Raw genomic sequence first — 15392 nt, 5'->3', positions numbered from 1 at the left:
CGCAGGTCAGCCGTATAAGGTGAGTTTTCCGGTCCGGACGTCCACAGGCGGGGGGAAGTGAGGGGTGGGGCCTTGGGTTCCGACTCAGGGGCACGCACAGCTTTCGCCGAGCGCCTCGCGCTGCTCTACAAGGAGGCTGGAAACCCTCCCCTGAAAAGCGTCGCCGAGGCGGTCGGACGACTGCAGCGGGTCGACGAGCGCGGCCGTCCGGTGCGGGTGTCCGCGCAGCGGATCAGCGACTGGCGGCGGGCCAAGAACGTGCCGGCCCAGTTCACCGCTCTCGCGGCGGTGCTCCAGATCCTGATCCCGGAGGCGCGGCGCGCCCGCCCCCAGCCGGTCTCCACGGGCCTGTACGACCTCGCCCACTGGCAGCGGCAGTGGGAGCGCGCGCTGGCCGACCCGGTCGGCGACCGCATCGCGCCGCCCGTCTCGCCCGCCGAGGAGAACGGACGGCCGCCCGCCCAGGCCCCGCCGGTCACCGGAGGCGTGTGCCCCTACCGGGGTCTCGCGCCCTACCGGCAGGAGGACGCGCGCTGGTTCTTCGGCCGGGAGCGCAGCACCGGCGCGCTCATCGCCCAGTTGCGCGCGGCGGGCCGTAGCGGCGGCCTGGTGATGCTCGTCGGCGCCTCGGGCGCGGGCAAGTCCTCCCTGCTGAACGCCGGCCTGGTCCCGGCGATCAGCTGCGGCGCCCTGGCCGACGCGGGCCTCGCCCCGAAGCCGGACGGCGTTCCCGCGCAGCGGACCCCCGTCGTCCAGTTGGTGCCCGGCGCCGATCCGCTCGCCGAGCTGGTCGGCCGGATCCCCGATCTCGGCCCCGTGGCCGCCGAGGCGCGCGCGGCCGAGCGGGCGGCCGCGGCCCGGCAGGAGGCGTCGGATGGCCCCGTTTCGGCGGGCGGCGAGGCGCCCCGCATCGTCCGGGCCGTCCAGGAGGCGGTCACGGCGTGGGCGCGCCGGGAGGCGCCGCCGGGGGTCCGGCCGGTGCTCATCGTGGACCAGTTCGAGGAGGCGTTCACCCTCTGCCCGGACGAGGCGGACCGCCGTACCTTCCTCCAACTGCTGCACGCCTCCTGCACCCCGTCCTTCGGCGCGGCCGGCCCCGCCCCCGTCCTGGTCGTCGTCGGCATCCGCGCCGACTTCTACGAGCAGTGCCTCGGTTACCCCGAACTGGCCGACGCGCTCCAGCACCGGCACATGGTGCTTCCCCCGCTGACCAGCGGCGAACTGCGCGACGCGGTGACCGGGCCCGCCAAGGCGGTGGGCCTGGAGCTGGAGCCGGGACTGGCCGAACTGATCGTGCGCGAGGTGAGCGCCGACGGACCGCGCGGGGCGCACGACGCGGGTGTGCTCCCGCTGCTCTCGCACGCCCTGCTGGCCACCTGGCAGCGCCGCAAGGCCGGGAAGCTGACGCTGGCCGGCTACCGGGCGGCGGGCGGCATCCAGGGCGCCGTCGCGGCGACCGCCGAACGCGCCTGGTCGGGGCTCGACCCCGCCGCCCGCACGGCCGCCCGGCTGCTCCTGCTGCGCCTGGTCCGGCTCGGCGAGGACACCGTGGCCACCCGGCGGCGCGGCACCCGGCGGCAGCTGGCCCAGGAGTCGGCGGACCCGGGCAAGACCGAGGAGTCCCTGGAGGCACTGGTCCAGGCCCGGCTGGTGACGCTGGACGCGGACACCGTGGAAATCACCCACGAGGCGCTGCTGCACGCCTGGCCCCGGCTGCGGCACTGGATCGACGACAACCGCAACGACCATCTGCTGCGCCAGCGCCTGGAGGAGGACGGCCGGGCCTGGGAGGACTCGGACCGGGACAGTTCGCTGCTGTACCGGGGTTCCCGGCTCGAACAGGCCCGCGCCTGGGCGCGCTCGGCGGGGGACACGTATCTGACCCGCGCCGCGGTGGAGTTCCTGGCCGCCTCGGTACGGCTGCGCAAGCGCACGGTGTGGCTGAGCCGTGCGGCGGTGGCGGCCCTGACGGTGCTCGCGCTCGTCGCGGGCGGCTCGGCGGTGATCGCCTGGCAGCAGCGGGACGACGCCGTGTTCGAACAGGTGCTCGCCGAGGCGGACCGGGTCCAGCGCACGGACCCCTCTCTCGCCGCCCAGCTGGACCTGGTCGCCCATCACCTGCGCCCCGGCGACGAGGGCACGTACAGCCGCCTGATCTCCATCGTGAACACGCCGCTGGCCACCCCCCTGTCCGGCCACACCGGCGCCGTCTACCTGACCTCCTTCAGCCCCGACGGGCACACCCTGGCCACGGCCAGCTACGACCGCACGGTTCGGCTGTGGAACGTCGCCGACCCGACCCGGCCCCGCCCCCTCGGCCGGCCGCTGACCGGGCACTCCAGCTGGGTGAGCAGCGCGGTGTTCAACCCCGACGGACGGGTGCTGGCCAGCGCGGGCGACGACGGCACCATCCGGCTGTGGAACGTCGCCGACCCGGCCCACCCCACCGCGCTCGGCACACCGCTCGCCGGACACGCGGGCACCATCTACCTGGTCGCCTTCAGCCCCGACGGCCACACCCTCGCCTCGGCGGGCGAGGACGGCACGGTACGGCTGTGGAACGTGACCGACCCGGCCCACCCCACCCCGCTCGCCGTGCTGCACGGGCACACCGCCGCCGTACGCAGCGTCGCCTTCAGCCCCGACGGGCACACCCTCGCGGCGGGCGGGGACGACCACACGATCCGGCTGTGGAAGGTGGCCGACCCGCGCCGGCCGGCCGCGCTGGGCGTGCTGCGTGGCCACACGGACATCGTGCACTCGGTCGCCTTCAGCCCCGACGGGCACACCCTGGCCAGCGGCAGCGCGGACGACACCGCCCGGCTGTGGAACGTCACCGACCCCGCGGCGGCCAAGCCGCTCGGCGCGCCGCTCACCGGCCACACCGGACCCGTCTGGTCGGTGGCGTTCAGCCCCGACGGCGGGCGGCTCGCCACCGCGAGCGCCGACAGCACGGCCTGCCTGTGGAACATCAGCAACCCGGACTCCCCCTCCCAGATCGGCGAGCCCCTCACGGGCAGCAGCGGCGAGATGTACGCGCTGGGCTTCAGCCCCGACGGGCGCACCCTCGCCACCGGCAGCGGCGACGCCAAGGTGCGCCTGTGGTCGGTCCCGACCTCGGACATGATCGGCCGCAGCGGGGCGTTCAGCCCGAACGGACGGGTGCTGGCCACGACAGCGCGCGACGGGCGGCTGCGGCTGTGGAACGTGGCGCGCCCGGGGCGGCCGGTGCGGCTGGGCCCGCCGTTCATGACCGGCAACGGTGCCGACAGCCTGGCCTTCTCGCCCGACGGCCGAACCCTCGCCGTCCTCACGGGCGAGCAGAAGGTCTACCTGTGGGACATCTCCGACCCGGCCCACCCCTCCCTGCCCGGCCCGCCCCTGCCGCTGCGGACCCGCTTCATGGGCCCCAACGCCCTCGCCTTCAGCCCCGACGGGCACACCCTGGCCACGGCCAACGACGACCGCACCATACGGCTGTGGAACGTGGCCGACCCGGCCCGCCCGGTCCCGCTGGGCGCACCGCTCACCGGCCACCACGGCTACATCAACGCGCTCGTCTTCAGCCCCGACGGGCACACCCTGGCCAGCGGCAGCGCGGACAGCACCGTGCGGCTGTGGAACGTCACCGACCCCGCCGCCGCCAAGCCGCTCGGCGCGCCGCTCACCCTGCACACCGGCCCGGTCAACGCGCTGGCCTTCACCCCCGACGGCCAGGCGCTGGCCAGCGGGAGCGACGACGACACGGTCCGGCTGTGGAACGTCGCCAAGCCCACCGCGGCCAAGCCGCTCGGCGCGCCGCTCACCGGCCACACCGAGGCGGTCACCTCGCTGACCTTCGACGCGGACGGCAACACACTGGCCAGCGGCGGCGACGACAACACGGTCCGGCTGTGGAACGTCACCTACCCCACCGCGGCGCGGCCGATCGGCCAGTCCATGACGCCCAGCGCCAAGACCGGCACCTTCCTGTCCTTCAGCCCCGGCAGCCGCGTCCTCGGCGTCTCCAGCGGCCCGGACACGGTCCGCCTGTGGGATCTGGACGCCGACACGGCCATCGACCACATCTGCTCGGTCACCCGGGGCGTCCTCACCCCCGCCAAGTGGCACGAATACCTGCCGCGTCTGTCCTATGACCCTCCGTGCGGCCGCTGATCGGCCAACTTCCGGCTTTCTCCTCCGACTTGGCTCCACACGACCGACAACCTTGTTACCCTTGGCCATAGCCCGATCGCTGGTGCATCCCCCGTCGCCAGCGATCGGGCCTTTCCCATGCTCGAAAACCCCTCGGCGTCACGGCACATGGCGCACGGGGGTGAGGCAACGGCCCGACCGGCCCATGGACTCTCCTTGATGTTCAGGAGGTGTCCATGGAGGACGGAAAACAGGACCGTGACGAAGAGTTCGGCAGATTCATGACCGCCCGCTGGCCGCGGCTGCTGCGGACGGCCTTTCTCCTGACCGGGGAACGGCACACCGCCGAGGATCTGGCCCAGTCGACGCTGGAACGGGTCTACACGGCCTGGCGCAGGGTCGACGCGGCGGACGACCCGGACGCCTATGTCCGGCGCGTGATGATCAACCTGCACGCCCGCAGGCACCGACGGCGGCTCAAGGAGTTCCTGGCGCGGGACGACTCGGGCCCGGTGCGCGAGGAGGCCGACCGCGACGACGTGATCACCCGGGCCGTCGACCGCGATCTGCTGCTCCGGGCGCTCGCCCAGCTGCCCGCGCGGCAGCGCCAGGCGGTGGTCCTGCGCTACTGGGAGGACCTGACGGAGACCCAGACCGCGCAGGCCATGGGGTGCTCGGTCGGCACGGTCAAGAGCAACACCGCCAAGGGGATAGCGAAGCTGCGCGTCGCACCGGCGCTGGCCGGCACGGTCGCGCGGAAGGGACAGGCATGACGCACCACGACGACAGGACGCGGGACCGGATCGCCCTCCTCCTCGCGGACACGGCCGGGGAGTTCGAGACCGGCGCGGCGCCCGTCGCGGCGGTCGTCCGGGCCGGACGCCGGCGCCGGACACGGCGGTGGGCGGTGACGGCGGTCGCGGCGGCGGTGCTGGCGGGCGGCACCGGAACACTGGCGGCGACCGGTCTGCCCGGCCTCGCCCGCGACACGGCCTCCCCCGCGGACACGCCCGGGGCCGGTGGACGCCTGGTGTACGAGCCGACGGACTCGACGGTGGGCTTCGGCACGCACCAGGGCGTGCAGTGGTCCGTGGCCCTCCAGGTGTGGCAGGCCCCGCGCGACCGGAGCGAGGCCGTCCAGCAGATGAAGGCCATGGCGGACTGGGGCCTCACCCCGGTGACCTCGGGCAGCCCGTCCGACCTGATCGGCAGGACGAGCTACTTCGTCAAGAGCGCGACCGGCAAGTCCGCCGACCCGCCCGAACAACTCGACCACCGGGTGGTGGCCTCGGACACCGTCGCGGACCTGCCCCGCCCGAAGGGGCACGAGATCCGCGTCCTCCCCCAGCCCCTCACCGGCGCAGACGGCCCCCGGCGCCTGGTCATCGGCATGGTGGCCACGACGGCACGGCAGGTCACCTGCCACTGGAAGGACGGCAGCACGACCGTGGCCGACCGCGCCCCCGACAACTCCCCGCTCCGCGGCACGGACGCCGTGATCAGGTCCGTCCGCGGCTTCCCCACCGCGAACTGGTTCGTCTGCGTGGCCCCGGGCTCGACCGCCTACGCGTCCGCGGAGGTGACGAAGTAGGACGCCTCAGCCGCGCAGCGCGTCGAGGATGTGCGGCCAGGCGGCCTCGCCGAGGAGCGCGTCGGCCTCCGGCGTGCCCCCGTACCGGAAGCGCGGGGACGGAGGCGAGGGCGGCTCGCCCGGCAGGCGGGGCCGGTGTCCGGCGTCGTCACGGGCGATCAGCCGGACCGTGCCCCCCGCCGCACGGCTGCGCGCGGCCAGCCGCTCGGCGAAGGGCAGCGACGGCCACATCTCGTCGTCGCCGCCCGCGACCAGGACCAGCTCCGCCCGCGTCTCCTCGACCGGGATCCCCGCCGCGGCGAGCGACCCGGCGAAGGTCCGCTCGCTGCGCTCGTACCAGCCGCGCACGGCGACGGGGTCGCCCTCCGGTTCGGCCGGCGTCCAGGAGTCGTCCATCGGCACGAAGGGCAGCGGCCGCTCCCGCCAGGTCCACGACGACCGGTACGGGCGGTCCGCGCCGTCCCGGCCGGGGCCGACGTTGCACCAGACCAGCGGAGTGGGCGACAGCGCGACGACCACGTCCACCCGTGCGTCGCGCACCGCCGTGAGCAGGGCCGCCTCGGCCCCCTTGGACACCCCGAGGATGCCGACGCGCCGCGCCCCGCCGCGCCGCAGCAGATCGACGGCGGCGGTGAAGGTCTCCAGCGGGACCTCGCAGATCCCCGGCGGCTGCCCGCTCCCGCCGAACCAGCGGATCGCCAGCGCGGCGATCCCCTGCCGGGCGAGCAGCCGCGCCCGCTCCCGCGGGACCCGGCCACTGGACCCGGCGAGGACCAGCACCCCGCTCTCACTGCCACCCACGGGCGCTGCCAGCAGACCCTCCCAGGGCCCGGCCGGCTCCTGCTCCACGATGTCCACAAGCCCCCCTCGGCGAATGACAGAAAACCCCCGGACCGAAAGGGTCCGAGGGTTTTCTCGCTGTGGGGCTAACAGGATTTGAACCTGTGGCCTCATCCTTATCAGGGATGCGCTCTAACCAACTGAGCTATAGCCCCGCCGCGCTTTGCGGTGTGTGTCCCGCGCGCTGACTCCTGAAGATTAGCGCACGACCACGTCAGTCCCAAAATCGGTTGTCGGGGGACCGACGCCGCACCGGCCCGCGCGCGTCACTCGTCCTCGGCGAGGGTCAGTTCGACGCCGCCGACGAAGCCCGCGGAGAGGTTGTAGATGAAGGCGCCGAGGGTGGCGAGCGCGGTGGCCAGGACGACGTCGATGGCCGCGATGATCGTCGTGAACATCAGGACGTGGGGGAGCGAGAGGAAGGACTGGAGGTCGAAGCCGTTCGCCTCGTTCGAGCCGGTCGCCTCCGAGATCGTCCCGCCGACCGTGGAGAACACGCCCATCGCGTCCATGACCATCCACAGCACCGCCGAGGCGATGATCGTGCAGATGCCGAGCGCGATGGAGAGCAGGAAGCTGACCTTCATCACCGACCACGGGTCGGCCTTGGCCACCCGCAGCCGCGCCTTGCGGGTGCGCGGCGCGGTGCGCACCCCGGTGCGGGGGCGTCGTACCGCGTCGGCCGGCGGCTGCGCCGGATAGGCCTGCGGCGGGTGGTACGGGCCGCCCGGCTCCTCGGCGCGCCGCTCCCCGGGGAGCGGCGACGACGCCTGCGCCTCGCCGGCCGCGGCCGGTCCTCGGGTGTCCGTCACAGTTCCCCCCTGGGGTGCAGACGTGCCGGTGGCGTCAGCCGCGGACGCCCGCACCGGCTTCAGGTTGGTCGTATGCGGGTCGGTGGCGATCCCCGCATGCGCGGCGGAGCCACGGCCGCCGCCGTCCGTCTCCGTACCCGTGGAGGTACCGGCCGATCCGGCGCCCGTGGCTCCGCTCACGATGACTCACTCCTCGTGCTACTCGGCCGAGGGCGCCTCACCCTCGTCCGTGCCGGTGGCCTGGGCACCCTCGGCGGTGATGTCGTCGGCATCCTCGCCGTCGACCTCCTCCGCCTCGCGCCCCGCCTCGGCGTTACGTGCGATGCCTACCACGGCATCGCGCTTGCCCAGGTTGATCAGTTGGACGCCCATGGTGTCACGGCCCGTCTCCCTGACCTCGTTGACTCGCGTACGAATCACACCACCGGACAAAGTGATCGCGAGGATCTCGTCGGTCTCCTCCACGACCAGCGCTCCGACGAGCGAACCACGGTCCTCCACGATCTTGGCGGCCTTGATGCCGAGGCCGCCGCGGCCCTGGACGCGGTACTCGTCGACGGCGGTCCGCTTCGCGTACCCCCCGTCGGTGGCAGTGAACACGAACGTACCGGGTCGCACGACATTCATCGAGAGCAGTTCGTCGCCCTCGCGGAAACTCATCCCCTTGACACCGGAGGTGGCGCGGCCCATCGGGCGCAGGGACTCGTCGGTGGCCGTGAACCGGATCGACTGGGCCTTCTTGCTGATCAGCAGGAGGTCGTCCTCGGCCGAGACCAGTTCCGCGCCGATCAGCTCGTCGTCGCCGCCGTCCTCGCGCTCACGCAGGTTGATCGCGATCACACCGCCGGAGCGGGGCGAATCGTAATCCTTCAGAGGCGTCTTCTTGACCAGACCGGACTTCGTGGCCAGCACCAGGTACGGCGCCGCCTCGTAGTCACGGATCGCGAGGATCTCGGCGATCGCCTCGTCCGGCTGGAAGGCCAGCAGGTTCGCCACGTGCTGGCCGCGCGCCTCCCGGCCCGCCTCGGGCAGCTCGTACGCCTTGGCCCGGTACACCCGGCCCTTGTTGGTGAAGAACAGCAGCCAGTGGTGCGTGGTGGAGACGAAGAAGTGGTCGACGATGTCGTCTTCCTTCAGCTTCGTGCCCCGCACGCCCTTGCCGCCGCGCTTCTGCGCCCGGTAGTCGTCCGTCTTGGTCCGCTTGACGTAGCCGCCGCGGGAGACGGTGACGACGATGTCCTCCTCGGCGATCAGGTCCTCGATGGACATGTCGCCCTCGTACGGGATCAGCTTGGTCTTGCGGTCGTCGCCGTACTTCTCGACGATCGCGGCCAGCTCCTCGCTGACGATGCCGCGCTGACGCACCGGGGAGGCCAGGATCTCGTTGTACTCGCTGATCTTCGCCTGGAGCTCGTCGTGCTCCTGGACGATCTTCTGCCGCTCCAGGGCCGCCAGGCGCCGAAGCTGCATCTCCAGGATCGCGTTGGCCTGGATCTCGTCGATCTCCAGGAGGCCCATCAGGCCGTGGCGCGCGATCTCGACGGTGTCGCTGCGCCGGATCAGCGCGATGACCTCGTCGATCGCGTCCAGCGCCTTCAGCAGACCGCGCAGGATGTGCGCGCGCTCCTCGGCCTTACGCAGCCGGAACCGGGTCCGGCGCACGATGACCTCGATCTGGTGCGTCACCCAGTGCCGGATGAACGCGTCCAGGGACAGCGTGCGCGGCACGCCGTCGACCAGCGCCAGCATGTTGGCGCCGAAGTTCGTCTGAAGGTCGGTGTGCTTGTACAGGTTGTTCAGCACGACCTTGGCGACCGCGTCCCGCTTCAGGACGATCACCAGCCGCTGGCCGGTACGGGACGACGTCTCGTCGCGTACGTCCGCGATGCCGCCGATCTTGCCGTCCTTCACCAGGTCGGCGATCTTCTGCGCCAGGTTGTCCGGGTTCACCTGGTACGGCAGCTCGGTCACCACCAGGCACTGCCGGCCCTGGATCTCCTCGACCTCGACCACCGCGCGCATCGTGATCGAGCCGCGCCCGGTGCGGTACGCCTCCTCGATGCCCTTGCGGCCCACCACCAGCGCGCCGGTCGGGAAGTCGGGGCCCTTGATGCGCTCCATGAGCGCGTCGAGCAGTTCCTCGTGCGAGGCCTCGGGGTTCTCCAGGCACCACTGGGCGCCGGCCGCGACCTCGCGCAGGTTGTGCGGCGGGATGTTGGTCGCCATGCCGACCGCGATGCCCGCCGAACCGTTGATCAGCAGGTTCGGGAAGCGGGACGGCAGGACGGTCGGCTCCTGGGAGCGGCCGTCGTAGTTGTCCGTGAAGTCGACGGTCTCCTCGTCGATGTCGCGGACCATCTCCATCGACAGCGGCGCCAGCTTGCACTCGGTGTACCGCATGGCCGCCGCCGGGTCGTTGCCCGGCGAGCCGAAGTTGCCGTTGGAGTCCACCAGCGGCATCCGCATCGACCACGGCTGGGCGAGGCGCACCAGGGCATCGTAGATGGAGGAGTCGCCGTGCGGGTGGTAGTTGCCCATGACGTCACCGACGACGCGGGCGCACTTGTAGAAGCCGCGCTCGGGGCGGTAGCCGCCGTCGTACATCGCGTACAGCACGCGCCGGTGGACGGGCTTGAGGCCGTCCCGGACGTCGGGCAGCGCACGGGACACGATGACGGACATCGCGTAGTCCAGGTACGAGCGCTGCATCTCGGTCTCGAGCCCGACGGGCTCGACACGCATGGCGAGTTCGCCGCCCTCTTCGGGGGTGACTGGAGTGTTCTCGTCGGCCATTGCTGGTGAAGATCCTTCCCTGTGCGGTCAGCTGAGACCGACTCAGATGTCGAGGAAGCGGACGTCCTTGGCATTGCGCTGGATGAACTGGCGGCGCGCCTCGACGTCCTCGCCCATCAGCACCGAGAACAGGTCGTCGGCCTGGGCGGCGTCGTCCAGGGTGACCTGGCCCAGCACGCGGTGCTCCTGGTCCATCGTGGTCACGCGCAGCTCCTCGGCGTTCATCTCGCCGAGACCCTTGAAGCGCTGGATCGAGTCCTCGCGGACCCGCTTGCCGCGCTGGCGGCCCAGCTCGATCAGCGCGTCGCGCTCGCGGTCCGAGTAGGCGTACTCGATGTCGTCCCGGCCCCACTTGAGCTTGTAGAGCGGCGGGCGGGACAGGTACACGTGCCCGGCCTCGACCAGCGGCCGCATGAAGCGGAACAGGAAGGTCAGCAGCAGGGTGCTGATGTGCTGGCCGTCGACGTCGGCGTCCGCCATCAGGATGATCTTGTGATAGCGGAGCTTCTCGATGTCGAAGTCCTCGTGCACACCCGTGCCGAAGGCGGAGATCAGTGCCTGGATCTCCTGGTTCTGCAGGATCTTGTCGATCCGGGCCTTCTCCACGTTCAGGATCTTGCCGCGGATCGGGAGGATCGCCTGGTACTGCGGGTTGCGGCCGGACTTGGCCGAACCGCCGGCGGAGTCACCCTCGACGATGAAGATCTCGCACTTGGTGGGGTCGTTCGACTGGCAGTCGGACAGCTTGCCCGGCAGGGACGCCGACTCCAGCAGGCCCTTGCGGCGGGTGAGGTCACGGGCCTTGCGGGCCGCGACACGGGCGGTGGCGGCCTGGATGCCCTTGCGGATGATGTCCGCGGCCTCGTTCGGGTTGCGGTCCAGCCAGTCGTTCAGGTGCTCGTAGACCGCCCGCTGCACGAAGGTCTTGGCCTCCGTGTTGCCCAGCTTGGTCTTCGTCTGGCCCTCGAACTGCGGCTCGCTGAGCTTGACCGAGATGATCGCGGTCAGACCCTCGCGGATGTCGTCACCGGTGAGGTTGTCGTCCTTCTCCCGGAGCAGCTTCTTGTCGCGCGCGTACTTGTTGATCAGCGACGTCAGCGCGGCGCGGAAGCCCTCTTCGTGGGTGCCGCCCTCATGGGTGTGGATGATGTTGGCGAACGAGTACACGCCCTCGCTGTAGCCGCTGTTCCACTGCATCGCGACCTCAAGGGACAGGCTCTTGTCCTTGTCCTCCGCCTCCAGGTCGATGATGGTGGGGTGCACCACCTCTCCCTTGCGGGAGTTGAGGTACTTCACGAAGTCGACGATGCCGCCCTCGTAGTGGTACGTGACCGACTTGACCTCGGCCTTCTCGTCCGCGCCCGCCTCGTCCGCGCCGCTGGTGGCCTTCGCCGACTCACGCTCGTCGGTGAGCCTGATGTTCAGGCCCTTGTTGAGGAAGGCCATCTCCTGGAAGCGCCGGGACAGCGTCTCGAAGGAGTACTCGGTGGTCTCGAAGATCTCCGGGTCGGCCCAGAAGGTGACCGCCGTGCCGGTCTCCTCGGTGGCCTCGTGCTGGGCCAGCGGGGCGGTCGGAACGCCCATCTTGTATTCCTGCGTCCACCGGTGCCCGTCGGTCTTGACCTCGACGGAGACCTTGCCGGACAGGGCGTTCACAACGGACACGCCGACGCCGTGCAGACCGCCGGAGACGGCGTAGCCGCCACCGCCGAACTTGCCGCCCGCGTGCAGCACCGTCAGCACGACCTCCAGGGCGGGCTTGCCCTCGGAGGGCACGATGCCGACCGGGATGCCGCGGCCGTTGTCGACGACGCGGACGCCGCCGTCGGCGAGGATCGTCACGTCGATGGTGTCCGCGTAGCCCGCCAGCGCCTCGTCGACCGAGTTGTCGACGACCTCGTACACGAGGTGGTGCAGACCTCGCTCGCCCGTGGAGCCGATGTACATGCCGGGCCGCTTGCGGACCGCGTCCAGCCCTTCGAGCACGGTGATGGCGCTGGCGTCGTAGGAGGCCGTCGAGGCCGGGGCCTCGGCGTTCACGCCGGCGTCGGTGGACGGGATGTTCTCGTTGGGGTTGCCGGAATCGGCCACGAAGCGCCCTTTCTGGCACAGCACGAGCCGGGCTCGTCGGCAGGTTGCCGGAGCGGCTGCGGCATGTTGCGTTGGTAAGCCTTGATCAGCGTTGCTCAGCTTTTCCCGGGCGGTCCCCACAATGGGGCGGGATTAGCTTCCAGTCTACCGGTAGCGCTGACATCGATGGGGGTTTGCCGGTACCTGAGTCCCCATGTGCCGCCCTGAACCGGTCTCGGCCGGGTACCGATATACGGAAGGGGGCTCCAAGAGCCTCACAGCGGCACCCAGCGCTTCGAGCAGTCAACCCTTGGCTACTCCAGGGTCGGTACGCGGTCCTCACCTGCGTGCGGGCGAGCGCGCGGGAGCGGGCGCGGGGGACGAACCCGCAGTACAGAGGGTGCTCACGGAGCCGGGCGACGTGAGGTACGTCACCCGTAGGTGTCGCCGGGGCCGGTGCTTCCCGGGGCCCGCAGCGGGCCGTAGCGGCGGGCCGGGCCGCCGGGGCCGAGCACCTTGATCAGCCGGACCGTGCCATGGCCCAGGTCCTCGTTGAGCCGGGCGACCAGCGCCGGGGCGAGCAGCCGTAGCTGGGTGGCCCAGGCCGTGGAGTCACAGGCCACGACGAGCACCCGCTCGTCCTCGTCGTACCGCTGCGGCACGCAGTGCTTGGCCAGGTCCTCGCCGACGATCTGCGGCCAGCGGCCCATCACCCCGCCCACGGCGGCCGGGGTCTCCCAGCCGCGCTCGGTGATCAGCCGGTTGATCGCCGAACCGAGCGCCATCGGGTCGCGGCCGTCGGCCCGCGCCCCGGAACGCAGGCCGCCGCCCCGCCGGGCCTGCTTCTTCTGCCGGGCCGCGTCGCCGCGCGCGCGGGCCTGCTCCTTCGCCGCGCGCAACGCCACGCGCGCGAGGTCCACACCGGAGGGCCCGGCGTTCTTCTCGGACGGCTTCTTCTCACCGCTCATACGCGTTCCACCGTCCCGCCGGACACGGCGTACCGCGCCCCGGTCAGCACCTGCGGTACGTCGTCGTCCACGGCGGCGGTGACCAGCACCTGCTCGCCGGGCGCGACCAGCTCGGCCAGCCGCTCGCGGCGGCGCGCGTCCAGCTCCGCGAAGACGTCGTCCAGGACGAGGACGGGCTCGTTGCCCTCGGCGCGCAGCAGCTCGTACGAGGCCAGGCGCAGGGCGAGGGCGTACGACCAGGACTCGCCGTGCGAGGCGTACCCCTTGGCGGGCAACTGGCCCAGTTTCAGGACCAGGTCGTCCCGGTGGGGGCCCACGAGGGTGACACCCCGGTCGATCTCCTGCTTGCGCGCCGCGGCCAGCGCCGCGAGCAGCTGGGCGTACAGGTCCTCGCGGGTGTGGGCCTCGCCGGGCGCGGACGGCTTGTACTCCAGCGCGAGCGGGCCGCCGCCGGGGGCGAGCTGCTCGTACGCCTTGTCGGCCAGCGGCAGCAGCGCGGCGATCAGGTCGAGCCGCTGGGCGAGCAGCTCGGCACCGGCGCGCGCGAGGTGCTGGTCCCACACGTCCAGCGTGGACAAATCCATGGAGCGCCCGCCGTGCCTGCGCGCGAGCGCCGCGGTCTTCAGCAGCGTGTTGCGCTGCTTGAGCACCCGCTCGTAGTCGGAGCGCACGCCGGCCATCCGCGGGGACCGGGCGGTGATCAGCTCGTCCAGGAACCTGCGCCGCTCCCCGGGATCACCCTTCACCAGGGCGAGGTCCTCGGGCGCGAACAGCACGGTCCGTACGATGCCCAGCACGTCCCGGGGTCTGACCTGCGAGGACCTGTTGATGCGGGCGCGGTTGGCGCGGCCCGGGTTCAGCTCCAGCTCGATCAGCTGCTGCCGCTCGCCCTGGCGGACCTGGGCCCGGATGACGGCGCGCTCGGCGCCCATGCGCACCAGCGGCGCGTCGGTGGCGACGCGGTGGCTGCCGAGGGTCGCCAGGTAGCCGACCGCCTCCACCAGGTTGGTCTTGCCCTGGCCGTTGGGCCCGACGAAGGCCGTGACGCCCGGGTCGAGCGGCACCTCGGCCCGGACGTACGAGCGGAAGTCGGCCAGCGAGAGATGCGTGACGTGCATGGCCTGTGCGCCGACCTCCTTCCGCCCGACGGGCTGTGGATCGCCGGGCGACCCTGTGGACCGCTTCTTCGCGGACTACTTCTTCTCTACGGCGTGGCCGCCGAACTGGTTGCGCAGCGCGGCGATCATCTTCATCTGCGGCGAGTCCTCCTGGCGGGAGGCGAACCGCGCGAAGAGCGAGGCGGTGATCGCGGGCAGCGGCACCGCGTTGTCGATCGCGGCCTCCACAGTCCAGCGTCCCTCACCGGAGTCCTGTGCGTAACCGCGCAGGTCGTCCAGGTGCTCGTCCTCGTCCAGCGCGTTCACCGCGAGATCGAGCAGCCAGGAGCGGATGACGGTGCCCTCCTGCCAGGAGCGGAAGACCTCACGGACGTCCGTGACGGAGTCGACCTTCTCCAGCAGCTCCCAGCCCTCGGCGTAGGCCTGCATCATGGCGTACTCGATGCCGTTGTGGACCATCTTCGCGAAATGGCCCGCGCCGACCTTGCCGGCGTGCACCGAACCGAAGTCGCCCTCCGGCTTGAGCGCGTCGAAGACGGGCTGCACCTTCGCGACATGCTCGGCGTCGCCGCCGTACATCAGTGCGTACCCGTTCTCCAGGCCCCAGACGCCGCCGGAGACGCCGCAGTCCACGAAGCCTATGCCCTTGGCGGCCAGCTCCTCGGCGTGCTTCTCGTCGTCCGTCCAGCGGGAGTTGCCGCCGTCCACGACCACGTCGCCCGGCTCCAGCAGCTCGGCGAGCTGGTCGACGGTCGACTGGGTGGGCTCGCCGGCCGGGACCATCACCCACACCACGCGCGGGCCGCTGAGCTTGCCCACGAGCTCTTCCAGGCTGTGGACGTCCGCGACATCGGGGTTGCGGTCGTATCCGACGACGGTGTGGCCCGCGCGGCGGATCCGCTCGCGCATGTTGCCGCCCATCTTGCCGAGACCGACGAGACCGAGCTCCATCAGTTGTGTTCCTTAGGGTCGCTGCTGGCGTCTGGGGCACGAGAGTGCCGCCCCGAGCCTAAACGGCCCCTGTCACGCACAGTTGTGGGCTCCGGCGCTCATCCGGCGCCGCCCG

Annotated in this window: 10 protein-coding genes and 1 tRNA gene; 3 read left to right on the top strand and 8 right to left on the bottom strand. The window is 71.7% G+C overall.

The window, feature by feature from the left end; all coding sequences use genetic code 11:
- Window positions 1–72 precede the first annotated feature (72 nt).
- The 3 genes from AB0927_RS08830 to AB0927_RS08820 all read left to right on the top strand — a co-directional run bounded on the left by AB0927_RS08830 (window position 73) and on the right by AB0927_RS08820 (window position 5725).
- On the top strand, window positions 73–4155 hold the full coding sequence (locus tag AB0927_RS08830; protein ID WP_366666816.1) for an AAA family ATPase: 4083 nt from the start codon (window positions 73–75) through the stop codon (window positions 4153–4155).
- Window positions 4156–4370: 215 nt separating this feature from the next.
- The gene (locus AB0927_RS08825) at window positions 4371–4907 is read left to right on the top strand and encodes a SigE family RNA polymerase sigma factor (RefSeq protein ID WP_366666815.1); all 537 of its coding nucleotides are present in this window, start codon (window positions 4371–4373) and stop codon (window positions 4905–4907) included.
- The gene (locus AB0927_RS08820; RefSeq protein ID WP_366666814.1) at window positions 4904–5725 is read left to right on the top strand and encodes a hypothetical protein; all 822 of its coding nucleotides are present in this window, start codon (window positions 4904–4906) and stop codon (window positions 5723–5725) included. The genes AB0927_RS08825 and AB0927_RS08820 overlap by 4 nt, the downstream gene beginning before the upstream one ends.
- A gap of 6 nt (window positions 5726–5731) precedes the next feature.
- On the opposite strand, the gene AB0927_RS08815 is transcribed toward AB0927_RS08820, so the two are convergent.
- The 8 genes from AB0927_RS08815 to gnd all read right to left on the bottom strand — a co-directional run bounded on the left by AB0927_RS08815 (window position 5732) and on the right by gnd (window position 15277).
- On the bottom strand, window positions 5732–6583 hold the full coding sequence (locus AB0927_RS08815) for an acyl-CoA thioester hydrolase/BAAT C-terminal domain-containing protein (RefSeq protein WP_366666813.1): 852 nt from the start codon (window positions 6581–6583) through the stop codon (window positions 5732–5734).
- Window positions 6584–6646: 63 nt separating this feature from the next.
- A tRNA-Ile gene (locus AB0927_RS08810) sits at window positions 6647–6720 on the bottom strand.
- Window positions 6721–6831: 111 nt separating this feature from the next.
- Window positions 6832–7557: a DUF3566 domain-containing protein gene (locus tag AB0927_RS08805; RefSeq protein WP_366666812.1), complete on the bottom strand. Its 726-nt coding sequence runs from the start codon at window positions 7555–7557 to the stop codon at window positions 6832–6834.
- An 18-nt stretch (window positions 7558–7575) separates the two neighbouring features.
- Window positions 7576–10170 carry a DNA gyrase subunit A gene (gyrA, locus tag AB0927_RS08800; RefSeq protein WP_366666811.1) on the bottom strand — a complete coding sequence of 865 codons (2595 nt, stop codon included), beginning with the start codon at window positions 10168–10170 and terminating at the stop codon, window positions 7576–7578.
- 42 nt (window positions 10171–10212) lie between these two features.
- A complete protein-coding gene (gyrB, locus tag AB0927_RS08795) occupies window positions 10213–12285 on the bottom strand; it encodes a DNA topoisomerase (ATP-hydrolyzing) subunit B (RefSeq protein ID WP_366666810.1) in 2073 nt (690 codons plus the stop codon).
- 386 nt (window positions 12286–12671) lie between these two features.
- On the bottom strand, window positions 12672–13208 hold the full coding sequence (locus tag AB0927_RS08790; protein WP_366666808.1) for a DciA family protein: 537 nt from the start codon (window positions 13206–13208) through the stop codon (window positions 12672–12674).
- Complete coding sequence (gene recF, locus AB0927_RS08785) at window positions 13205–14326, bottom strand: DNA replication/repair protein RecF (protein WP_366666807.1); 1122 nt, start codon at window positions 14324–14326, stop codon at window positions 13205–13207. Before recF ends, AB0927_RS08790 begins: the two co-directional genes overlap by 4 nt.
- A gap of 75 nt (window positions 14327–14401) precedes the next feature.
- A complete protein-coding gene (gene gnd, locus AB0927_RS08780) occupies window positions 14402–15277 on the bottom strand; it encodes a phosphogluconate dehydrogenase (NAD(+)-dependent, decarboxylating) (protein ID WP_366666806.1) in 876 nt (291 codons plus the stop codon).
- Between the last annotated feature and the right edge of the window lie 115 nt (window positions 15278–15392).

Origin of the sequence: Streptomyces sp. NPDC048106 (assembly GCF_040706415.1) — a bacterium.
Taxonomy (GTDB): Bacteria; Actinomycetota; Actinomycetes; order Streptomycetales; family Streptomycetaceae; genus Streptomyces.
The sequence above is the reverse complement of the archived record's forward strand: the minus strand, read 5'-3'. Positions and strand labels throughout refer to the sequence as shown.